General features: G+C 65.3%; 20 protein-coding genes. 7 read left to right on the top strand and 13 right to left on the bottom strand.

Annotation, left to right across the window (positions count from 1 at the left end; translation table 11 throughout):
* Positions 1-299: 299 nt before the first annotated feature.
* The 4 genes from LNV23_RS13180 to LNV23_RS13165 all read left to right on the top strand — a co-directional run bounded on the left by LNV23_RS13180 (position 300) and on the right by LNV23_RS13165 (position 2,566).
* Positions 300-872, top strand: coding sequence for an SOUL family heme-binding protein (locus LNV23_RS13180; RefSeq protein ID WP_263563392.1), 573 nt, complete (start codon positions 300-302; stop codon positions 870-872).
* 365 nt (positions 873-1,237) lie between these two features.
* The gene (locus tag LNV23_RS13175; protein ID WP_263563391.1) at positions 1,238-1,588 is read left to right on the top strand and encodes a hypothetical protein; all 351 of its coding nucleotides are present in this window, start codon (positions 1,238-1,240) and stop codon (positions 1,586-1,588) included.
* A 6-nt stretch (positions 1,589-1,594) separates the two neighbouring features.
* Positions 1,595-1,795 carry a heavy-metal-associated domain-containing protein gene (locus tag LNV23_RS13170; RefSeq protein WP_263517220.1) on the top strand — a complete coding sequence of 67 codons (201 nt, stop codon included), beginning with the start codon at positions 1,595-1,597 and terminating at the stop codon, positions 1,793-1,795.
* Positions 1,796-1,930: 135 nt separating this feature from the next.
* The gene (locus LNV23_RS13165; protein WP_263563390.1) at positions 1,931-2,566 is read left to right on the top strand and encodes a VIT1/CCC1 transporter family protein; all 636 of its coding nucleotides are present in this window, start codon (positions 1,931-1,933) and stop codon (positions 2,564-2,566) included.
* Between the two features lie 283 nt (positions 2,567-2,849).
* On the opposite strand, the gene LNV23_RS13160 is transcribed toward LNV23_RS13165, so the two are convergent.
* The 7 genes from LNV23_RS13160 to mltG all read right to left on the bottom strand — a co-directional run bounded on the left by LNV23_RS13160 (position 2,850) and on the right by mltG (position 7,985).
* On the bottom strand, positions 2,850-3,095 hold the full coding sequence (locus tag LNV23_RS13160) for a hypothetical protein (protein ID WP_263517218.1): 246 nt from the start codon (positions 3,093-3,095) through the stop codon (positions 2,850-2,852).
* 177 nt (positions 3,096-3,272) lie between these two features.
* Positions 3,273-3,926: an ankyrin repeat domain-containing protein gene (locus tag LNV23_RS13155; protein ID WP_263563389.1), complete on the bottom strand. Its 654-nt coding sequence runs from the start codon at positions 3,924-3,926 to the stop codon at positions 3,273-3,275.
* A 5-nt stretch (positions 3,927-3,931) separates the two neighbouring features.
* A complete protein-coding gene (locus LNV23_RS13150) occupies positions 3,932-4,714 on the bottom strand; it encodes a TatD family hydrolase (RefSeq protein ID WP_263563388.1) in 783 nt (260 codons plus the stop codon).
* Between the two features lie 66 nt (positions 4,715-4,780).
* Positions 4,781-5,218: a PilZ domain-containing protein gene (locus LNV23_RS13145; protein ID WP_263517215.1), complete on the bottom strand. Its 438-nt coding sequence runs from the start codon at positions 5,216-5,218 to the stop codon at positions 4,781-4,783.
* Positions 5,219-5,260: 42 nt separating this feature from the next.
* The gene (gene holB, locus LNV23_RS13140) at positions 5,261-6,328 is read right to left on the bottom strand and encodes a DNA polymerase III subunit delta' (protein WP_263563387.1); all 1,068 of its coding nucleotides are present in this window, start codon (positions 6,326-6,328) and stop codon (positions 5,261-5,263) included.
* Complete coding sequence (gene tmk / locus LNV23_RS13135; RefSeq protein ID WP_263563386.1) at positions 6,322-6,951, bottom strand: dTMP kinase; 630 nt, start codon at positions 6,949-6,951, stop codon at positions 6,322-6,324. The genes holB and tmk overlap by 7 nt, the downstream gene beginning before the upstream one ends.
* A gap of 50 nt (positions 6,952-7,001) precedes the next feature.
* Positions 7,002-7,985 carry an endolytic transglycosylase MltG gene (gene mltG / locus LNV23_RS13130; RefSeq protein ID WP_263563385.1) on the bottom strand — a complete coding sequence of 328 codons (984 nt, stop codon included), beginning with the start codon at positions 7,983-7,985 and terminating at the stop codon, positions 7,002-7,004.
* Positions 7,986-8,117: 132 nt separating this feature from the next.
* On the opposite strand from mltG, the gene ygfZ reads away from it, so the two are divergent.
* Together ygfZ and LNV23_RS13120 are read left to right on the top strand one after the other, a co-directional pair.
* Complete coding sequence (gene ygfZ / locus LNV23_RS13125) at positions 8,118-9,029, top strand: CAF17-like 4Fe-4S cluster assembly/insertion protein YgfZ (RefSeq protein ID WP_263563384.1); 912 nt, start codon at positions 8,118-8,120, stop codon at positions 9,027-9,029.
* A gap of 8 nt (positions 9,030-9,037) precedes the next feature.
* A complete protein-coding gene (locus LNV23_RS13120) occupies positions 9,038-9,319 on the top strand; it encodes a DUF4936 family protein (RefSeq protein ID WP_263563383.1) in 282 nt (93 codons plus the stop codon).
* Here LNV23_RS13120 and LNV23_RS13115 read toward each other — a convergent pair.
* From LNV23_RS13115 to LNV23_RS13100, 4 genes are all read right to left on the bottom strand, one after another.
* Positions 9,306-10,163 (bottom strand): YbgC/FadM family acyl-CoA thioesterase, encoded by an 858-nt coding sequence (locus LNV23_RS13115; protein WP_263563382.1) that lies wholly within the window; start codon positions 10,161-10,163, stop codon positions 9,306-9,308. The two genes, LNV23_RS13120 and LNV23_RS13115, sit on opposite strands and share 14 nt — an antisense overlap.
* A gap of 56 nt (positions 10,164-10,219) precedes the next feature.
* Positions 10,220-11,137, bottom strand: coding sequence for an alpha/beta hydrolase (locus tag LNV23_RS13110; RefSeq protein WP_263563543.1), 918 nt, complete (start codon positions 11,135-11,137; stop codon positions 10,220-10,222).
* Positions 11,138-11,219: 82 nt separating this feature from the next.
* On the bottom strand, positions 11,220-11,996 hold the full coding sequence (locus tag LNV23_RS13105) for a PA4824 family protein (RefSeq protein WP_263563381.1): 777 nt from the start codon (positions 11,994-11,996) through the stop codon (positions 11,220-11,222).
* Positions 11,997-12,016: 20 nt separating this feature from the next.
* The gene (locus LNV23_RS13100) at positions 12,017-13,567 is read right to left on the bottom strand and encodes a methyl-accepting chemotaxis protein (RefSeq protein ID WP_263563380.1); all 1,551 of its coding nucleotides are present in this window, start codon (positions 13,565-13,567) and stop codon (positions 12,017-12,019) included.
* Positions 13,568-13,797: 230 nt separating this feature from the next.
* On the opposite strand from LNV23_RS13100, the gene gbd reads away from it, so the two are divergent.
* A complete protein-coding gene (gbd, locus tag LNV23_RS13095) occupies positions 13,798-14,946 on the top strand; it encodes a 4-hydroxybutyrate dehydrogenase (protein WP_263563379.1) in 1,149 nt (382 codons plus the stop codon).
* Between the two features lie 269 nt (positions 14,947-15,215).
* Here gbd and aceA read toward each other — a convergent pair whose 3' ends face one another.
* Positions 15,216-16,514 carry an isocitrate lyase gene (gene aceA, locus LNV23_RS13090; RefSeq protein ID WP_263517204.1) on the bottom strand — a complete coding sequence of 433 codons (1,299 nt, stop codon included), beginning with the start codon at positions 16,512-16,514 and terminating at the stop codon, positions 15,216-15,218.
* Positions 16,515-16,925: 411 nt separating this feature from the next.
* Entirely contained in the window at positions 16,926-19,643 is a 2,718-nt protein-coding gene (locus LNV23_RS13085; RefSeq protein WP_263563378.1) for a TonB-dependent receptor plug domain-containing protein, read from the bottom strand.
* Positions 19,644-19,655 lie beyond the last annotated feature (12 nt).

Genomic DNA, 19,655 nt, shown 5'->3' with positions numbered 1-19,655 from the left:
CGTGTTTCCTGTAAAAGCCAGGCCAGCCTTGGCGAATGCCAGCCAGGTTCGCAATCTCTGCGCCCGCTTCGGCCCTGTACTGGCCCCATTCAAAGGCAGGCACAGAAGCACAGAAAGGTCTTGCAATGAGTGGATCTCTTTGGCCCCTCAGATTTCTCAATGTCGCCAAGGCTCTTGCGTCTCCCCAGCTAGGGCTTCGCGAGCCTGCGCTGCTGTTGCTGCTCCGAGTGCCGTCCCGTCGCGCGCGCTCGAGGTTCGCCGCCGTCCTGTTTTCAACCCTGTGTTTGACCACCATCGCCATGCCCAGCCACGCCACCGAAGAGCCTGAGTACCAAGTCCTGCGCGAAGTCGCGGGCATCGAGCTGCGCCAGTACGCCGCCTATGCAGTGGCCGAGGTCGTGGTGCCCGGCCCGGCGGACGAGGCCGGTAGCCAGGCCTTCCCCATCCTGGCCGGCTATATCTTTGGCAAGAACAAGGGTGAGCGGAAATTCGCCATGACCGCGCCCGTGACTCAGGCTGCTGTTCCGATGAAGCTTGAGATGACGGCGCCGGTCACTCAGAGCGCCGCACCGGGCGGCTTCCTGGTGCAGTTTGTTCTGCCCAAAGGCGTGACGGCCGCCAATGCGCCGGAACCGCTGGATGCGCGTGTCCAGCTTCGCGAGGTGCTGCCCGAGCAGGTCGCCGTGATTCGCTACTCGGGTTTCTGGTCGGCCTCGAATGACGGCGAGCATCTTGCGAAGCTGGAGGCGGCGCTGCGCGCGGCCGACCTGGCATGGCAGGGCGCGCCGGTGTACTCACGCTACAACGCGCCTTTCACGCCCTGGTTCATGCGTCGCAATGAGATTTGGTTGCGCTTGCTCGCGCCGCAATGAGTGAAGGACTTGCCGCCCACCGGTGCTTGGGTTGTATGAGCGATGGCGCTTGTGCCGGTTTTGTGCATTCGGTGCGGCAACGAACGGTGCGGGGGCGATCCTGGGCCCAGACTGCATCATGAATCCCGCTCACGCATCACCAAGCTCCAGCCTCTCGACGCAGCGCGGCGCGGTGGAAACCCCATCACCCAGGTTCGGTGTTCTGAGGCGCGTGTTGGGTCAGTTTGTGCCGCAGCTGGGGCGGGCGCCGACTGTTCCTTCCTCAGGTCCAGCGTCGGACGAGACCGCGATGCATTCGCCATGCCTTTGAGCCACTGTCTGCCCATTCCGATTCAACTGCAAGCTTGCCTCAATGGAGTCCTCGCATGACCTACCAGGGTGAACGTTCCCGACCGATGGCCAGTGAGAACGGCCGCTACTTTGAAGTGTCCAAGCTCCGAATGGGCGCCGATGGGCAGGTCAGCGAGGTGCTCTGGTGCGAGGTGAGCATGGGCTCGGACCTTGCACTCGGCACCCGCGTCGTGGCCGCTGCTTCCGAGGTCGTGGACGCCATGCATGACGGCGCGCAAGTCGCCGCGGTGTTCAGTTCCCAGGAACGCTGCCCTGCGCGCAGCTTCACGATCGTCGAACAGGCCGATGGCCGGGAGTGTCTCGCCTTCGACGGTGCGCCCTCAGCGGGTCGGAACCTGGCTGACATTGACATCCTGGAGGGCTGAGTTGCCATGATTGCTTTTCAGGTCAGTGATATGACATGTGGTCGTTGTGCCGGTGCGGTGACGAAGGCGCTCAAGGAGGTCGACCACGGCGCGCTGGTCCGCGTGGATCTGGCCACCTTCACGGTCGAGATCGAACCCAGCAGCGCGACGGCCCGCCAGCTCAGCGACGCGATCAAGCGAGCAGGGTACTCGCCGGTCGCAGCATGACCGGCGCAATTGCTAGACACAAGAATCGACGGGCCAAGCTATGAACACGCTGAAGCGGGCGCTGTGAAATCCAGACCCGGGAAAGGCCATGCCGAGCGGCATCGCGGTGATCGCATCGCTTGGTTGCGCGCAGCGGTGCTTGGCGCCAACGATGGCATTGTGTCGACGGCCAGCTTGGTGCTGGGCGTGGCCAGCGCAGGGGCGGAGCACAGGACCATTCTGCTGACCAGTGTCTCGGGCCTGATCGCCGGCGCCATGTCGATGGCGGCGGGCGAGTTCGTGTCCGTGCATTCGCAGGAAGACACGGAAAAGGCTGACCTTGCCCGGGAGCGTGAGGAGCTAGAGCAGGACCCGGTGGGTGAGCATCATGAACTGGCGGGCATCTATATGGCCCGGGGCCTGGACCCGGCGCTGGCCGAGCAGGTGGCGGCCCAGTTGATGGCCCACGATGCGCTGGATGCCCACACCCGTGACGAATTGGGGCTCTCAAGCACGACCGCTGCACGCCCGATGCAAGCGGCCTGGGCCTCGGCGGCCAGCTTCTCGGTGGGCGCGGTCTTGCCGATTGCTGTCGTCGCCGTGGCCTCACCGGCGCAGCTGATTCCCTGGGTGTCTCTGGCTTCCTTGGCCTTCTTGGCCGGGCTCGGGGCCGCTTCGGCGCGGCTCGGCGGCGCGCCCCTGTGGAGCGGTAGCTGGCGTGTCGCGTTCTGGGGCGCGCTTGCGATGGCGATCACCGCAGGCGCGGGCATCCTGTTTGGCGCGGTGGCCTGAGGCAGCTGCCATCGAGGCTTACTTCACTTCGTGTACGGCTGATTGCATTTGGGCCGCCAGTCTGATCAGCTTTAGATTCAGCCGCAGAAACTCGAAATGTGATTTTACATAATACACATTGTCGATATTATGGCCATGGATCAGCTCTGAATGGGTTAGCTTTCGCTGCTCATGGCGAACCTGGCAGAACCATTGAAAAAGCCGCTTGACCCCTTTGCAGGATCAAGCGGCAAAGAATATGGCGATGCTTCGGCTAGAGCTGGCCGAAGTCTGGACGCAGCGCTCAGTTTCCTGCGCTGGCGACGAGGTCGATGCCGTCATCACCTTCGTCGGCGGCATCTTCAATCAGCCGGTCGAAGTCGGCCGCGGCGACGGCGCTCTTGGCGATCAAGGGCTTGTCCAGCGGGCGGTAGACGCGGCTGTGCAGGCGGTTCAGGCGCTCGGAATGCTCCATCGCGCGCACCACCTGCTCGGGATCGATCAGCATGGCGAAGGGGCTGATGAGGCTGTGGGTTTGTGCGTTGAACATGATGTCGGTCTCCTGTGGGTCGGTCGCTGTCGAGTCGCTGTATGCGTCTCAAGATGTAAGCGACTTTAGGAGCCCGGGCTTGTGTTCGACAGTCGGCTGGCAGCCAAAGGCCTTGTCAGTGAACTTCCTAGGTGCTTGCTGCACGCGCTGGCGAAAAAGCAAGCCATTGGCCCGGCTTTACGGCAGTTTGCCGGCGCGACTTTGCTTTCCTTGACGCAGGCGCTGAACCAGTTTGTTGCGCCCGGCCGCCTGGGCAAACTCGAGCGCGCTGAGCCCCTGTTCGTTGCGCAGCGCTGGGTCGGCGCCGGCGTCCAGCAAGGCCTCAGCCAAATCCATGGCACCGTAACGCGAGGCCAGCATCAACGGCGTGCTGCCATTGGGCGAACGCGCCTCCAGCTCGGCGCCCTGGCTGAGCAGCCACAGGGCGACGCCGTTGTCCGGGCCGCTGCAAGCGTAGTGCAAAGGTGTCCAGCCCTCTTTGTGGATCTGGGCGCCGCGGCGCACCAGCTTTTGCACCCAGTCCAGGCGGCCACGAATCGCGGCCAGCATCAGCGGCGTTTCGCCCGCAGCGTTGGCGGCGTTGACATCGCTGCCCGGGTGGCTGAGCAGGCTGTCCAGCGCCCGCCCGGAGTCTTCGCGCAAGGCCACTTCCAGGGCCTTGCGGCCCCGGGCATCGGCCGCATTGGGGTCGACGCCGCGCACCAGCAAGCGCATGACTTCACGGCCGTTGTCCAATTCGGCAGCCAGCACGAGGTCATCGGCAGGGCCAGCCTGCGCGGGGCCGGCCGCCAGTGCTAGACCCAAACAGAGCCAGGCGGCGTACCGACCCATGCGGCTCAGGCGGGCAGAGCGAACAGCCGCCGCGTGTTGGCCGTCGTCTGTGCAGCCAGTTCGGGAATGGACATATTCTTGGCCGCCGCCAAAGCCGCCGCCACATGGGGCACATAGGCGGGGCTGTTGGTTCGGCCCCGGTAAGGCACCGGCGCCAGATAAGGGCTGTCGGTCTCGATCAGCAGGCGCTCAACCGGCAGGGCTTTGGCCATATCACGCAGATCCTGCGCATTCTTGAAACTCAGGATGCCGGAAAAGGAGATGTAGTAACCGCGCTCGACCGCGGCCTGCGCCACCGCCAGGCTTTCGGTGAAGCAATGGAAAACGCCGCCGGCTTGTTCACCGCCCTCCTCGTCCAGCACCCGCAAGGTGTCGGCGGCGCTACTGCGGGTGTGAATCACCAGGGGCTTGGCCACCGCACGTGCGGCCCGGATGTGGGTGCGAAAGCGCTCGCGCTGCCACTCCATATCGTGCTCGATACTGCGGCCATTGAGGCGGAAATAGTCCAGGCCGGTTTCACCGATGGCCACCACCTTGGGCGCCTGTGCGCCTTGCACCAGCTCGTCGACGCTGGGCTCATACACGTCTTCATTGTCCGGGTGCACGCCCACGGTGGCAAAGAGCTGCTCATGTTCGGCTGCCAGCGCAGCCACCCGGGGGAATTCCTCCATGGTGGTGCAGATGCAGATGGCCTGTTCCACCTGCGCCACCATCATTTCTCCGAGGATTTCAGGCAAGCGGGCGTGCAGCTCAGGGAAGCTCAGGTGGCAGTGCGAATCGATGAACATGGGGCGGGAAACAAGGTGGGCGTGAAAGCTTAAACAAGGCGCCCCAGTGCAGGACGCCTGCCCGCTTCACATGGTTTGGGTCGGCTTGGCAGACGAGATCTGGGTGCCGAGGATTTCTTCGATGCGCAGCTTGATCAAACGGCTTTTCTCATCGGCGGGAAAGCGCACGCCGACGCCTTGGGTGCGCCCGCCCGAGGCATTGACCGGCGTCAGCCAAGCGATCTTGCCGGCCACGGGATAACGCTGGTTGTCATCGGGCAGGGCCAGCAACAGGTAGACATCCTCGCCCAGGCGGTACTCGCGCGTGGTCGGCACGAACAGACCGCCGTCGAGGAACTGCGGCATGTAGGCGGCGTAGAGCGCGCCCTTCTCGCGAAACACCAGCTGAATCACGCTGGGGCGCGGGCCCGCGGCGGCAGCAGCGGCGGCGCCATTGGCGGGCGCGGCAGCGCCGAGCGAGGTGGTCAGGCCGAGCGAGGCGGGTTTGGCGGCGGAGTTGTCCATGGCCGCCAGTGTAGCGAAGCCCGTGCCGGCCCGAAGCGTCGATCAGGCCCGGCGTGCTGCCGTTGATCGGCTGGCCGCCTGCAAGGCCTGTTGCCCTTGTGCAAACAGAGATTCCATCAGCAAGCCCGCATTGAGCGGATGCTCGGCATGGCGGGCCGCGCGGCGCAGCACGGCCTCCCACTCGTGCAGCGGACCGGCCAGCTTGGGGCTGGGCAAGGCCTCGGCCGGGAAATAGCTGGGCGCTGCGCCATGCACGCGGCGCAGCAAGTCATGGCAAAGCCGCTGCAAGGCATCGATGGCGCGCGGCTGTGACCAGTCGGCCAAAGCCGCCGCTTCGCCACGCGCCAAGCGCTGCGGCAGCTGAGTCCAGGCCTGGGCGCGCAGTCCAGCCTCGAACCAGTCGCGCGCTTCCTGTGGCCGGCCGCCGGCGGCAGCCAGCAGCACCTCGGGGGATTCCACGCCCTGCTCTTTCAGCCATTGCAGACAGGGCGCGGCGGGCGGCAAAGCCAGGGGCAAGGGCTGGCAACGGCTGCGTATGGTGGGCAGCAGGCCTTCCGGCGCGCTGCTGGCCAGCACGAAGCGCAGGCTGCCGCCGGGCTCTTCCAGGGTCTTGAGCAAGGCATTGGCTGCCACGGTGTTGAGCGCCTCGGCCGGGTAGACCACGACGACCTTGGCGCGCCCGCGCGAGCTGGTGCCTTGGGCAAAGGACAGCATCTGGCGCACGGCCTCGATCTTGATCTCGCGGCTGGGCTTGGTCTTGCTGGCCTTGGGCTCGCCGTCACGGCCGGTTTCGGCCTCGGCGCCCCAGCCCAGCTGCTCGCGCAAGGCATCGGGCAGCAGCAGCATGAAGTCGGGATGGGTGTGCGAATGCAGCAGCTTGCAGCTGGCGCAGTGGCCGCAGGCAAAGCCGCCCTCCAGCGGCGCCTCACACAGCCAGGCCTGGGCCAACAGCAAGGCCAGATCGAGCTGACCGACCCCGGCCGGGCCCTGCACCAGCAAGGCATGCGAGCGCGCCGTGGCCAGGGCCTGGCGCAAGGGCTCGGCCAGCCAGGGCAGCGGGCGCTGGGCGCCGCCTTCCTTCAGCGTTTCGTTCAGCGCTTCGTTCACCATCCCCGCGCCTCCAGCACCGCGTGGATCTGGGCGGCCACCTCGGCCACCGAGAGGCTGGCGTCGATGCGGGCAAAGCGCTGCGGCGCGCTGGCGGCTCTTGTGGCATAGCCGGTGCGCACGCGGGTGAAGAAATCCAGGTCTTGTTGCTCGAAACGGTCGGCCTCGCGCGCGGCAGCGCGGCGCTGGGCGGCGATGGCCGGGTCCAGATCGAACCAGAAGGTCAAGTCAGGCTGGCGACCGCCCTGCACCCACTGCTCCAGCGTCTCCAGCACGGTCAGGTCCATGCCACGCCCGCCGCCCTGGTAGGCAAAGCTGGCGTCGGTGAAACGGTCGCAGAGGACAGTCTTGCCGGCGGCCAGGGCCGGCTCGATGACGCGCTGCAGATGGTCGCGCCGGCCGGCGAAGACCAGCAAGGCCTCGGTCAGGCTGTCCATGCCGCGGTGCAGGATCAGCTCGCGCAGGCTCTCGGCCAACTCGGTGCCGCCGGGCTCGCGGGTGTGGACCAGCTCGGCGCCGCGCTGGCGCAGGCGCTCGCCCAGGGCCTCGATATGGGTGGACTTGCCCGCCCCATCGATGCCTTCAAAACTGATGAAACGGGCGCTGGAGGAATGGGCTGGGTTCACGGAACGGGGCAATTCTTGGCTTCGATTTCGACGACTGAGGCTCGCGCGCTTCAGCGGCCACGTTGGTATTTGTTGACCGCGCGATTATGCGCGGCCAGGTCTTCACTGAACTCGCTGCTGCCATCACCGCGGGCCACGAAGTAGAGCACCCGGCTTGGTGCCGGATGCAAGGTCGCCTGCAAGGAGGCGACGCCGGGCATGGAGATCGCACTTGGCGGCAGGCCGCCGCGGGTGTAGGTGTTGAACGGCGTGTCGGTCTGCAGGTCGCGCTTGCGCAGATTGCCGTCGAACTTCTCGCCCAGGCCGTAGATGACCGTCGGGTCGGTCTGCAGCGGCATGCCGATCCGCAGTCGGTTGATGAAGACGGCGGCCACCAGCTGGCGGTCGGCCGGCGCGCCGGTTTCCTTCTCGACGATGGAGGCCAGGATCAAGGCCTCGTCGGCGGATTTGAGCGGCAAGCCTTCGCTGCGGCCGGCCCAGGCGCTGTCCAGACGTTTCTGCATGGCGGCATGCGCGCGTCTGAGCACGGTCAGGTCACTGACCCCGCGGCTGTAGGCGTAGGTGTCGGGGAAAAACCGGCCCTCGGCCGCTTGGCCTGGCGCGCCCAGGGCGGCCATCAGCTCGGCCTCGCTCCAGCCCGCGGTCTGCTGCTTGAGCGCGGGGGCGCGGGCCAGGGCCGCGCGCAGCTGGCGCAGATTCCAGCCCTCGATCAATCGCAGCTGCTCCAGCACTTCATCGCCGCGCACCATCTTGGCCAGCAAGTCGCGCGGCGTGGCGCCCTGGTGGATCTCATAGCTGCCAGCGCGGATCTGGCGCGCCTGGCCGGACCAGCGGAACCATTGGTAGAGCAGGCGCGGATCTTCGGCCACACCGGCTTGGGCCCAGGCTTGCGCGACCTCGCGCGGCGAGCTGCCGGCCTCGATGGACAGCTCCACGGTCGGGCTGCGCAGCTGCATGGGGGCTTGCAGCCACCACCAGGCCGCGCCGGCTGCCACGCCTGCGGCAAGCAGGGCCAGCAGGAACAGGCCGAGCATCCATGCCAGCAGGCCGGAGCCTCGCCCTGCCCGCTTGCTCGTCTTGGCTCTTGTTCTTGTTTTGCTTCTCGTCCTTGCCATCAAAACCCTTGCGCGGCCGATTTGTTTCGGGCGCTGATGATAATCGGGGCCATGACGACGAACCTCGAACTCCCTTCTTCCGCTGCCCTGCGCCTGCCCCACTGGGGCGTCATCCGTGCCCAGGGCGAAGACGCCGCCAAGTTTTTGCACAGCCAGCTGACCCAGGACTTCGCCCTGCTGGGCCCGAATGAAGCGCGTCTGGCAGGTTTTTGCTCCGCCAAGGGGCGCTTGCTGGCCAACCTGGTGGGCTGGAAGGACGGCGAGCAGGACGTGTTGCTGGCCCTGCCCGCCGATGTCCTGCCTGCCGTGCTCAAGCGCCTGTCCATGTTCGTGATGCGGGCCAAGTGCAAGCTCAGTGATGCCAGTGCCGACTGGGCCTTGTGGGGGCAGATCGCTACGGCGCAGGACGGCGCGCGCTGGGCGCTGCAGCGCGAAGAGGCTGGCGTTCGCATCCGTCTGCCCGATGCGGCCGGCCACAGCCGGTGGCTGTGGGTTCAGGCGGCAAGCGCGGCCGCACCCAGCCTGCCCGCTTTGAGCCTGCAGGACTGGGCCTGGCTGGAGGCTGCGGCCGGTCTGGCCTGGGTGCAGACGGCCACACAAGAACAGTTTGTGCCGCAGATGCTGAACCTGGAATTGCTCGGCGGCGTGAATTTTCAGAAGGGCTGCTACCCCGGCCAGGAGGTGGTGGCGCGCAGCCAGTACCGTGGCACGCTCAAGCGCCGCACCTATTTGTACGAGCTGCAGGGTCAGGCCTTGCCCGGCCAGGAGATCTTTCACAGCGAAGACCCGGGCCAACCGGCGGGTCTGGTGGCCCTGGCGGCCACGCGCGACGACGGCCGCAGCCTGATCCTGGCCGAGACCAAGATTGCGGCGCTGGACGCCGGCAGCCTGCATCTCGGGTCGCCGGACGGTGCGCTGCTGCAGCCGCGCGCCCTGCCCTATGAGCTGAAGGCCCTGGAATGATGAGCACGATGCAGCCTGAAATCTTCGTCTACTACCGCATTCGGGCGGCGGACAGTGCAGCGGCGCTTGCCGCCTTTCGCGAGCTGCAGGAGCAACTGGCCTCGGAAGGTGTGCCCGTCAGCGCCCTGCGCGTGCTCCAGCGCCAGGACAGCGACAGCAGCCTGCCAACTTGGATGGAGATCTATGGCCCTGGGCTGAGTGAGCCGGTCGGCCTGGAAGTGCGGGTGGCGGCAGCGATGGCGCCCTTTGTCCAGGGCCTGCGCCACCGCGAGTGCTTCACAGCGCTCTGACCATCTCCACATGGCCGATGCCGGCCTCTTCAAACACGGCGCCGCGCTGAACGAAGCCGGCGCGCGTGTAGAAGCCAGCGGCGGACAGCTGCGCATGGAGCACCGCCTCGCGCTCGCCGCGCTGGCGGCCGGCCTGCATCAGGGCTTCCAGCACCTCACGGCCGATGCGGCTGCCGCGCATGCTGCGCAAGACCGCCATGCGGCCGATCTTGGCCACACCCGGCACATGTTCGAGCAAGCGCCCGGTGGCCAAGGCCAGGCCGAAGCGGTTGAAGGCGACGGCGTGCACGCAGCTCTCATCGGCGCTGTCCCATTCCATCTCGGCCGGGATCTTTTGTTCGTCCACGAACACCGCCTGGCGGATGGCACCGGCCTGCGCGCCGAGCTCGGCCCAGCTGCCCACCCGAACCTCGACCACCGATTCACCCGCCTCGAAGCTCTCGATCAGGCTGCGCAGCGCGGCGGGCACCTCGCGCGGTGACTGGTCCTGGCGGTCGGCGAAGACATAGATCAGCTCGCCATGGACCAGCAATTCGGCGCCGCGAAACACCGCGCAGATCACTTGCAGCGAGCTGTGGCCGATGCGCTCACAACGCACGCCGACCTGCAACAGCTCGTCATAACGCGCTGAACCCAGGTACTCGAGCGTGGCCTTGCGCACGAACAGATCGCCGCCCATCTGCGCCATGGTTTCGACGTAAGGCAAGGCCAGGGCGCGCCAGTAGCCGCCTACGGCGACGTCGAAATAGCTCTGGTAATGGGCGTTGAAGACCACCTGCTGGGCATCAATCTCGCTCCAACGCACGCGCAGGGGCTCAAAAAAGCGGAAGTCTTGCAGTTTCATGGTGGGGGTGCGGAGCGCAGCGGTGCTGTAGGGCTTTGGGGCTGTGGTGCGTTGATTCAGGGCTGCAGTGCTTGGCGCAGGGCCAGGGCGCAGGCGTCAAGGGCGGTCAAGGCCTCGGGGATGGTACGCCCCATCTTGATGAAATCGTGGGTGACGCCGCGATACAGCTCCAGCTGCACCTGCCCGCCGTTGGCGCGCAACAGATCGGCATAGGCGATGCCCTCGTCCACCAGCGGGTCGCATTCGGCCAGCAAGACGCAGGCCGGCGCGAGATCGCTGTGATCGGGCGCCTCCAGCGGCGCGAAGCGCCAGTCGCGCCGGTGCCCATGCTCGATGTAGTGGTCGAAGAACCAGGCGATCGAGGCGGCGTCGAGCAGAAAGCCGTTGGCGAAGAGCTTGTGCGAGGCGGTGTCGGCATGGGCCGTGGTGCCCGGCGTGATCAGCAGCTGCAGGGCCAGCGGCAGGCTGATGTCGCGCGCATGCAGGGCACAGACCGCCGCCAGCGTGCCGCCGGCGCTGTCGCCGCCTACGGCCAGACGGCTCCCGTCCAGACCCAGGCTGGCGGCGTTCTCGGCCAACCAGCGCATCACGGCCCAGCAGTCGTCCACGGCCGCTGGAAATCGGTGCTCGGGTGCCAGCCGGTAGTTCAGGGACAGCACGGCCACGCCGCTGCGCAAGGCCAGTTGGCGGCACAGGCTGTCATGGGTGTCGATGCTGCCGATGGTGAAGCCGCCGCCGTGCAGATAGAGCAGGACAGGCAGCCTGGCCTCATGGGCAGTCTGCGGTGCATACAAGCGCGCGGCCAGCGGGCCCTCGGCACCGGGCACTTGCAGGTTCTCCACCCGAGCCACCGGCGCGCGCGGCAGGTCCAGAATCTCGGCGCCCATGAGGTAGGCGATGCGCGCCTGCTTGGGGCTCAGGCTGTGGAAGGCCGGGCGCTTGACGCGGTGGATTCTCTCCAGCACACCGGCCATGCGCGGTGTCAACAAGGTGGTGCGGCTCAACAAGGGCTCCCGGGGTTAACCCGGTATTTTCGCAGCCCTGGCGATGTTGGTCTCAAAACTCCAGGCCATACCAGCCAAAACCGGCCGTCCACAAGGTCTGCGAACTGCCATTCTGGCGACTTGCCGTGATGCTCAGGCCCAGCTTGTCGGGGCTCAACCACCAGAGGCCGCCGACGGTGCGCACCGTGGCGCCCAGCAAGGCGGGGCGGTCGTTGGTCTGAATCTCTGCGAACAAAAGCCCGCGCGGATCAGGCATCCAAACGCCCGCAAGATTGAGGACTGTGCCCCCCTGCCCGCTCAAGCGTTCCTTGTGGTGACCGAGGTTGAGATGAAAGGCCGCTTCTTCGCTGAGCGTCAAGGTGGCCAGGCCCAGCAGGCCGCTGGCGCTGCGCCGCCAGCCGCTGCTCACCGGTCGATCAAAGCTCAGGCCGGCCTTCAGACCGAAGTTCAGCTGGCCGATGGCGGTGGGCAGCTGCCAACTCGCGGGCGCCCATTTGAGTGCGATGCTGGCTTCGCCGCGGATTTCATCGCGCGGTTGGGGTCGGCTGTAGTCGCCACCCAATTCCAGGCCCTCGGTCAGGCCGCAGGCTGGGGCCAGCACCCAGGCCCGGCTGCTGCCGGCTTTCTCGCCCCAGCCTTCCAGCTGGCAGCTGCCGGCCGGGGCAGTGGCCGCGTCATCGCTGGACAGGGGGCGGCCGGCCAAAGCTGAAGGAGCAGCGATGGCCAGCAACAAGATCAGCAGAAGGCCACGGCTCGCCGCAGCATGGAGGGCATAAGGCGACATATGACTGCCGGCGGCTGGGCTTGTATGGAAAAGATGAGGCTGCATGCGTGCGGCTCCTTGCTGGCTCAGACCTGGAATCGTTCCACATGGGATTTCAGCTCGGCACCCATGCTGCGTAGATTGTCCGAAGAGGCAGTGGTCTCTTCCACCATGGCAGCATTCTGCTGGGTCATCTCGTCGAGCTGGCGGATCGCTTGTGAGACCTCTCCCAAGCTGGTCGCCTGGTCCTGGGTGGCGCGTGAGATGTCGCTGATCATGTGCTGAACTTGCTGGACCGAACCGCGCAAGTCCTCCATGGTTTGGCGTGCCTTGTCCACCAAGCCAGCGCCGTCGTTCACCGCCTCGGTGGAACGCGTAATCAAAGCACCGATCTGCTTGGATGCTTCGGCACTGCGCTGGGCCAGGCTGCGCACCTCGCTGGCGACCACGGCGAAGCCACGCCCTTGTTCGCCAGCGCGGGCCGCTTCCACCGCCGCATTGAGGGCCAGGATGTTGGTCTGAAAAGCGATGCCATCGATCACCGCGCTGATCTCGCCAATCTGGCGCGAGGAGGCTTGAATCTGTTCCATGGTGCTCACCACCTTGCCCACGGCGGTGCCACCGGCATCGGCGGCCTGGCTGGTCGCTGTGGACAGCTGGTGCGCCTCATGCGCTGAGGTCGAGGTGCGCTGCACACTGCTGTTGAGCTCCTGAGCGGTGGCGGCCACCTGCTCCAGATTGGCCGCTTGCTGCTCGGTGCGGGTGCTCAGATCATGACTGGCATGGGCGATTTCCTCGCTCGCATGCGCCATCGAGATCACATTCGTGCCGACGGCTCGCACCAAGCCGGCCAGCGATTGCTGCATGGTGGCCATGGCATGGACCACGCTGCCATGAAAGATGACGCCCCGATGTTGCAGGGCACGCAGATCGCCGGAGGCGATGCGCTGTGCGATCTCGGCCAGATCGGTGGGGTCGGCACCCAGGCGTTGGATCACAAAGCGTCGCAAGGTGTAGCCCAGGCCCGAGGCCGACAGCACTGCCAGCACGAAGCCGGCCATGGCCGTCATACGGGCCTGATCATAGGCCTGGGCAGCGCTGCGCCCATCGGCGGTTGCAGACTTTTCCATCGCACTGGACAGGGTGTCGATCTGGGCCAGGATCTCGTCTTCCAGGCGGTCGTAGCGGCTGTACAGCAGCGTCACGAACTCCTCCTTTTTTCCGGCCCTGATCAAGGCGCTCAGTTCGTCCACCAGAACGCGCGATGCCAGATTTTTCTCAAGGATGGATTTGATCTGGGCGATTTCGTCTGCGCTCGCATGTCCAGGAATGAACTCCGCCTCCAATGCCTTCATGGCTGCAGTCCCTTGCTCGCGCAGCTTTGCCAAGGTGGCCAGTTCGTCATCGCGTTTGTCGTCAGCCTGCAGGCCCAGATTGCGCAGGGCGATGCCGCGACCGTTGATCGAGTCGTTGAGCGCGGAGAGCGCCGTCAACTGCGGCAGATTGTTCTCGACGATCTCATCATTGACATCGTCCATGCGGCTCATCATCCACATCACACTGGCCAGGATGAGCAGGAACAAGGTCAGCAGGGTCACATTGGACGCAACGATGCGTTGCGCGAGGTTCAGCTTCATACCTTCAGACTCCTTAGACAACAAACGGAGGAACTCAGGAGCGCTGGGCGCCCCCGTGGGAGCTGGCAGCTCTTGGTGTTCGGAGAAAGACCCTTCGACTTTATGGGTTGCGCGAGCGAAGAGCGCACAAACTTTTTGCCGGACTGTTGGCAAAAGGTGAAGCCTGCTGGCAGCTAGGCGGTCGACACTTGCCCGCAGCGAACCCCGCTGAGTCGAGAGCAAGGCTGGCCATGCCCCTGATCCAGTACCTGACGCAGATCCACCTTGAGTACGGTGCGGTGGCCTTGTTGCCGCAGGAATGCCAGCGCTGCGGCATCTTGCGGCCCCTGGTCATCAGCGATGCCGGCGTGCGCGCCGCCGGTGGTTTGGCACTGGCCCTGGCGGCCTGGGGCGCGCACCCACCGCCGGTGTTTGCAAAGACCCCGCCCAACCCCGATGAGGCGGCCGTGCTGCGCGCGGTGGAGGTCTATCGGGCGCATTTCTGCGACGGTCTGATCGCTGTCGGTGGTGGGGCCTGCATGGACCTGGCCAAAGGTGTGGCGATCGCCGCCACCCATCCCGGTCCGCTCAAGGCCTTCGCCACCCTCGAAGGTGGCAGCCTGTCCATCAGCAAGGCGACGGCCCCGGTGATTGCCGTGCCGACGACCGCAGGCACGGGCAGCGAGGTGGCGCGGGGTGCCATCTTGGTAGTCGCAGACGGGCGCAAACTGGGCTTTCACAGTGCTGAGTTGATGCCGCGAGCCGCACTGTGTGACCCCGAGCTCACCTTGAGCCTGCCGCCGGACCTGACGGCCGCCACTGGCATGGACGCGATCGCCCACTGCATGGAAACCTTCATGTCAGCCGCCGTCAACCCGCCCGCTGATGGCATCGCTCTCGACGGCCTGCGGCGCGGCTGGAGCCACCTGGAGCGCGCCTGCCGCAACGGTCTGGATCGCGAAGCGCGCTGGCACATGATGAGCTGCAGCCTGCAGGGCGGCTTGGCTTTGCAGAAGGGGCTCGGTTGCGTGCATTCGCTGAGCCACGCCCTGGCGAACCTGGATGCGAGCCTGCACCACGGCACACTCAATGCCGTGCTGCTGCCCGCCGTGCTGCGCTTCAATGCCAGCGCGCCCAGCATGCAGGCGGAATGGCGCTTGCTTCGCATGGCCGAGGCCATGGGACTGGGGCATTGCGACCCCGCGGGCCACACCCTGGCCGAGGCCGTACAGAGCCTCAATCAAAGATTGGGCTTACCGGCCGGATTGGCCGAGTTGGGTGTAGACCCGTCGATGTTTGAACGCGCGGTGACGGGAGCGATGGCCGACCACTGCCACCGCAGCAACCCTCGCTTGGCCACCCGTGAAGACTATCTGGCGATGCTGGCTTCTTCTCTCTGAATACTCAGGCAAGCACCTACGTCCGGCCGTTGGTGGCCCGCTTGCGGCACGAAGCGGAAATTCAATTGCAACCACAGAGGCACGGAGGCACAGAGCAAAAACCAATTCGGCTTTGTATTTCTTTGTGCCTCTGTGCCTCCGTGGTTGCCTTTTGTATTCGGCTGCTTTGTGCCGCTAGCAGTCAGCCATATTCCCGGCCGATTGAGCACAAAAAGGCCCGGCCTCCTCGTGGGAGACCGGGCCTGCAAGACAGGGCGAAATCGGGGGGATCAGCCGTGCTTTGCTTCGAAGAACTGTTCGTCTTCGGTAGAACCCTTGAGCGCAGCGGTCGAGGCCTCGCGCTCGATGGTGGTGGTGACGGCATCGAAATAGCCGGTGCCGACTTCGCGCTGATGCTTGACGGCGGTGAAGCCACGCTCGGCAGCCGCGAACTCGGCTTCCTGCAACTCCACGAAAGCGCTCATATTGTTGCGAGCGTAGCCGTAGGCCAGGTTGAACATGCTGTAGTTCAGGCTGTGGAAACCGGCCAGTGTGATGAACTGGAACTTGTAACCCATGGCACCGAGTTCACGCTGGAATTTGGCAATCGTGGCGTCGTCCAGGTTCTTCTTCCAGTTGAAGGAAGGCGAGCAGTTGTAGGCAAGCAGTTTGCCCGGGAACTTGGCATGGATGGCGTCGGCGAACTGCTTGGCGAAAGCCAGGTCGGGCTTGCCGGTTTCGCACCAGATCATGTCGGCGTAGGGCGCATAAGCCAGGCCGCGGCTGATGGCTTGCTCGATGCCGTTGTTGGTACGGAAGAAGCCTTCGACGGTGCGCTCGCCAGTGCAGAAGGGCTTGTCGTTGTCGTCGATGTCGCTGGTCACCAGGTCACCGGCTTCGGCGTCGGTGCGTGCCAGCAGCACGGTCGGCGTGCCCATCACGTCGGCAGCCAGGCGGGCCGCGACCAGCTTGGACACGGCCTCGCGGGTCGGCACCAGCACCTTGCCGCCCATATGGCCGCACTTCTTGGCGGCGGCCAGCTGGTCTTCGAAGTGGACACCGGCGGCGCCGGCTTCGATCATGGCCTTCATCAGCTCGAAGGCGTTCAGCACGCCGCCGAAGCCGGCTTCGGCATCGGCCACGATGGGGGCGAAGTAATCGATGTCGTTCTTGCCTTCGCTCCACTGGATCTGGTCGGCACGGGCAAAGGTGGCGTTGATCTTCTTGACCACCTTGGGCACCGAGTCCACCGAGTACAGCGACTGGTCGGGGTACATCTCGCCATTGCTGTTGGCGTCGCCGGCGACTTGCCAGCCAGACAGGTAGATGGCCTTGAGGCCGGCCTTGACCTGCTGCATGGCCTGGTTGCCGGTCAGGGCGCCCAGGGAGTTGACGAAGGGCTCGGTGTTGACCAGGCCCCAGAGCTTCTCGGCACCGCGCTTGGCCAGGGTGTGCTCGATGGCCAGGGAGCCGCGCAGGCGCACCACATCGGCAGCGCTGTAGCCGCGGGTGATGCCCTTCCAACGTGGGTTCTCGGCCCAGTCCTTCTCAAGGGCGGCGATCTGCTGTTCACGGGTGGCGTTGCTCATGGTGTGCTCCTGCAAGTGAGTGAAGGCGAAAACAGAGGAAATGAATCAGTTCAGGTCCGGCGGCCGGGTGGCCAAACAAAGAAGCTTTGTTGGACTCAAGATTAGCCCCATGCCTCACTCTGCGGAACACTTATGTCTTATATAAGACTTAATTTTTAGTTCAATAAAATCAATAACTTAACTTGCAAATTTCTGATTGTGAAAAGTGTTTCGCCATGATGAGAAATTTTGCGGCGGCGCAACATGAAGAAAGTTCACGATGTGAAAACAACTTTTCGCATCGTGCAAAGCGCCTTGGAGCCGCCGTGAACGAAAAAGGCCGCAAGCTCGCCTCTCTCGGAAGGCTTGCGGCCGGCTAGGCGGGAAGCGCAGGCTATGGGCCCTCTGCCCAGCCCAGCGTGCAGCCCAGGCTTACTTGCCCAGCACGTGGTTGAACTCGACCCAGAACTGGCGGCCATGCGGGAGGTAGTAGCCCACCGGGTAGTAGGGCCAGCCGCCGCTGTCATCCTTGCGCACGCTGTTGGCCAGGTTGTTGACGATCAGGGTCACGCTGCTGCTCTTGTTCAGCTCATAGCTGCTGCTGGCGTTGAACGACCACTTCGGCGAGATCCAACCCTTGCTGTCACCGCTGACGATCTTGCCGTTGCGCAGGCCGGCCAGGGTGGTGTTGAATGCACCGTAACGCCAGCTCACGCTGGTGATCAGCTTGTTGGGCCAGTCGCTGAAATTGCGGGTGCCGACCTGGTTGCTCGCCTCATCGCCGTCGAACTGCGCGTACTTGTAGCTCTGCACCTGGGTGTACTTGGCCGAGAAGACAAAGTTGCCGGCCGTGGCCGTCTTCAGGCTGTAGCGGCTGCTGATGTCGAAGCCGTAGGTGCTTTGCACCGCCGCGTTGATCGGGTTGACCACGATCTCCTTGATCTCCCCCGGCCGCAGCACCGCGTCAGCCGGGTTGCGGCGCACCCGGGCAATCGCGTCCACGCAGGTCGGGCTGCTGATGTTCTGCAAACCAGTGCGGCAATCGGCCTCGTCGCGCAGGATTTTGTCGGAGCTGAGGTCGGTGACCAGATCGCTGATCGAGATCTTCCACAGGTCCAGCGAGGCATCGAACTCGCTGCTAGGCGACCAGACCAGGCCCAGGCCCCAGGACTTGCCCTTCTCGCTCTTCAGGTCCTTGGAACCGTTTTTGACATAGTTCGGCTGAATGCCCGCGAACTCGCATTTGTCCAGCGCCTGGCCCGCCAGTGCGCAGCGGTAATAGTCGTTGGCCGAGGCGTAATAGCCGCGACTCTCGGCCGTGAAGATGTAGCTCATGTCCGGGGCGCGGAAGCTGGTCGCATGCTGGGCGCGCACCAGCAGTTCCTTGCTGGGACGGAACTCCAGGCCGGCGTTGTAGGTGAAGGCGCTGGTGTCGCGACCGGCAAACTTGTAGCTGTCGTAGCGGCCCGCCAGCGTGCCCGTGATTTCGCGGGTCAGGGGGGCGTTCAGCTCGGTGCCCAGCGCCCAGCGCGTGCGATCGCCGCTGACATTGGCCACCTCGCTGGTGGCGTAGAACAGGCCTTGGCCCAGGCGCGGATCGGCCTTGTTCTCAAAGCCCTGGCTGCCCACCTCGGCCAGCACCGCGGCGCGCAGCGGGCCCGCCGGCAGTTGCAGCACCTCGCCATTGGCGGTGGCGCTGAGGTTTCGTGTCCAGGCGCGGTCGTCGGCCTGGTTGCTGGACGAGATGCTGGCGTACTCGGCCGGCGTCAGGGCCTTGAACAGGCGCGCGCTGTCGGGCTTGTAAATCAGCACGCCATCGGCATTCACGCCTTGCTGGGCACCGAGAAAGAAGGTGTCCACCGTGGCCAGCAGGCGCGGCCGGTTCAGCTTGCTCTTGTAGCCCGAGCTGTTCAAGCCCAGGTCATAGCTCCAGCTCGTGCCTTGCAGATCGCCACGCACACCCAGCACCAGATTGTGGGCACGGTCTTTCCATTCGCGGTTGAAGGCTTCGGCGCCGCCGATTTCCTCCGGTGCGAAGCGGCGGCTCCAGGTTTCCAGCTTGCCGGTGTTGGCATTGACGAAGTAACCATTGCTGGCGCTCAGCGAGGTCCAGCTCGGGCCGCGTGTGTTGTTCTCGGTGCTGGTGAAACCGAGCAGGGCCTCGGCGTAGAGCTCGGTGTGTGCGTTCAAGCCATAGCTCAGCAGGCCGGCGAAGTTCTGGCTCCGGTTGCCCGTCTGGGTGGTCCAGAAGCTCGGCGAACCGCGGCCGCTGCCGCAGTAGCTGCCCGATTTGGCGGTCGTGAAGGACTTGACCGAGCCGTCGAACAGCCCCGCCGCGCTTTCGCAAGCGCCCGCGTCCGGCGTGATGTACTTGTTGTTCTTGGCATCCTTGCGGCCAAAGATCACGGTCGGCGCGGAGCCGGTCAATGTGGTGTCGGCCATGAACTCACGCTGGCGGCTCCAGATCGGCTGGCGCTTGCTGAGCTCCACGGCATAGACCAGACTCAGCGTGCCCGATTCCAGGCCGCCGGTCAGCTGGGCGCGGGCATTCTCGCCGCCGCCGCGCTGGGTGCCGCCCAGCTTGAAGTTGAACTGCGTGCCGTCGGCATGCTTCTTCAGAATGATGTTGATCACCCCGGCGATCGCGTCCGAGCCATAGATGGCCGAGGCGCCGCCGTTCAGCACTTCGATGCGGTCGATCAGCGCGGCTGGGATGTTGGCCGTGTTGACGAAGTTGACCGAACCCTCGTAGGCCGTCGGGTAGTCCGCCACGCGGCGGCCGTTGACCAGGGTCAGCGTGTGGTTGGGGCCCAAGCCGCGCAGGCTGATGGCATTGGCTGCCGGAGTGAAGGTGTTGCCGAAGTCTTCACCCTGGGTGAAGCCGGTGTTCTCGGTCAGGGAGGCGAGCGCATCGGCGACGTTCTTGAAACCTAGGCGGGTGATGTCCTCGGACTTGAGCACCGTGACGGCGGCCGGGCCCTCGGCCTGGGCACGCGAGATGCGCGAGCCGGTCACTTGCACCTGGGGCAAGGAGTCGGTGCTGGCGACTGGAGTTTGGGCCAGAGCGGCGGCATGAGGCAGGCCATAGGCCAGAAACAGGGCCAAGGCCAGAGGCGCTGGCCTGCTGCGGAACAGGTTCGGAGACTTCATGATGGAGCAATT

Source organism: Kinneretia sp. DJ1R-11, from assembly GCF_025717595.1.
In the GTDB taxonomy this organism is placed as follows: domain Bacteria; phylum Pseudomonadota; class Gammaproteobacteria; order Burkholderiales; family Burkholderiaceae_C; genus Paucibacter_A.
This window is presented reverse-complemented; position numbering and strand designations above follow the sequence as displayed.

Excerpts from the sequence above, each read along its gene's own strand:
- LNV23_RS13105 (WP_263563381.1), bottom strand. The coding sequence starts at position 11,996 with ATGCAGCCTCATCTTTTCCATACAAGCCCAGCCGCCGGCAGTCATATG.
- LNV23_RS13115 (WP_263563382.1), bottom strand. The coding sequence starts at position 10,163 with ATGAAACTGCAAGACTTCCGCTTTTTTGAGCCCCTGCGCGTGCGTTGG.
- LNV23_RS13160 (WP_263517218.1), bottom strand. The coding sequence starts at position 3,095 with ATGTTCAACGCACAAACCCACAGCCTCATCAGCCCCTTCGCCATGCTG.
- ygfZ (WP_263563384.1), top strand. The coding sequence starts at position 8,118 with ATGACGACGAACCTCGAACTCCCTTCTTCCGCTGCCCTGCGCCTGCCC.
- LNV23_RS13180 (WP_263563392.1), top strand. The coding sequence starts at position 300 with ATGCCCAGCCACGCCACCGAAGAGCCTGAGTACCAAGTCCTGCGCGAA.
- gbd (WP_263563379.1), top strand. The coding sequence starts at position 13,798 with ATGCCCCTGATCCAGTACCTGACGCAGATCCACCTTGAGTACGGTGCG.
- LNV23_RS13155 (WP_263563389.1), bottom strand. The coding sequence starts at position 3,926 with ATGGGTCGGTACGCCGCCTGGCTCTGTTTGGGTCTAGCACTGGCGGCC.
- LNV23_RS13150 (WP_263563388.1), bottom strand. The coding sequence starts at position 4,714 with ATGTTCATCGATTCGCACTGCCACCTGAGCTTCCCTGAGCTGCACGCC.
- LNV23_RS13100 (WP_263563380.1), bottom strand. The coding sequence starts at position 13,567 with ATGAAGCTGAACCTCGCGCAACGCATCGTTGCGTCCAATGTGACCCTG.
- LNV23_RS13145 (WP_263517215.1), bottom strand. The coding sequence starts at position 5,218 with ATGGACAACTCCGCCGCCAAACCCGCCTCGCTCGGCCTGACCACCTCG.
- holB (WP_263563387.1), bottom strand. The coding sequence starts at position 6,328 with ATGGTGAACGAAGCGCTGAACGAAACGCTGAAGGAAGGCGGCGCCCAG.
- LNV23_RS13120 (WP_263563383.1), top strand. The coding sequence starts at position 9,038 with ATGCAGCCTGAAATCTTCGTCTACTACCGCATTCGGGCGGCGGACAGT.
- LNV23_RS13170 (WP_263517220.1), top strand. The coding sequence starts at position 1,595 with ATGATTGCTTTTCAGGTCAGTGATATGACATGTGGTCGTTGTGCCGGT.
- LNV23_RS13110 (WP_263563543.1), bottom strand. The coding sequence starts at position 11,137 with ATGGCCGGTGTGCTGGAGAGAATCCACCGCGTCAAGCGCCCGGCCTTC.
- LNV23_RS13175 (WP_263563391.1), top strand. The coding sequence starts at position 1,238 with ATGACCTACCAGGGTGAACGTTCCCGACCGATGGCCAGTGAGAACGGC.
- aceA (WP_263517204.1), bottom strand. The coding sequence starts at position 16,514 with ATGAGCAACGCCACCCGTGAACAGCAGATCGCCGCCCTTGAGAAGGAC.
- mltG (WP_263563385.1), bottom strand. The coding sequence starts at position 7,985 with ATGCTCGGCCTGTTCCTGCTGGCCCTGCTTGCCGCAGGCGTGGCAGCC.
- LNV23_RS13085 (WP_263563378.1), bottom strand. The coding sequence starts at position 19,643 with ATGAAGTCTCCGAACCTGTTCCGCAGCAGGCCAGCGCCTCTGGCCTTG.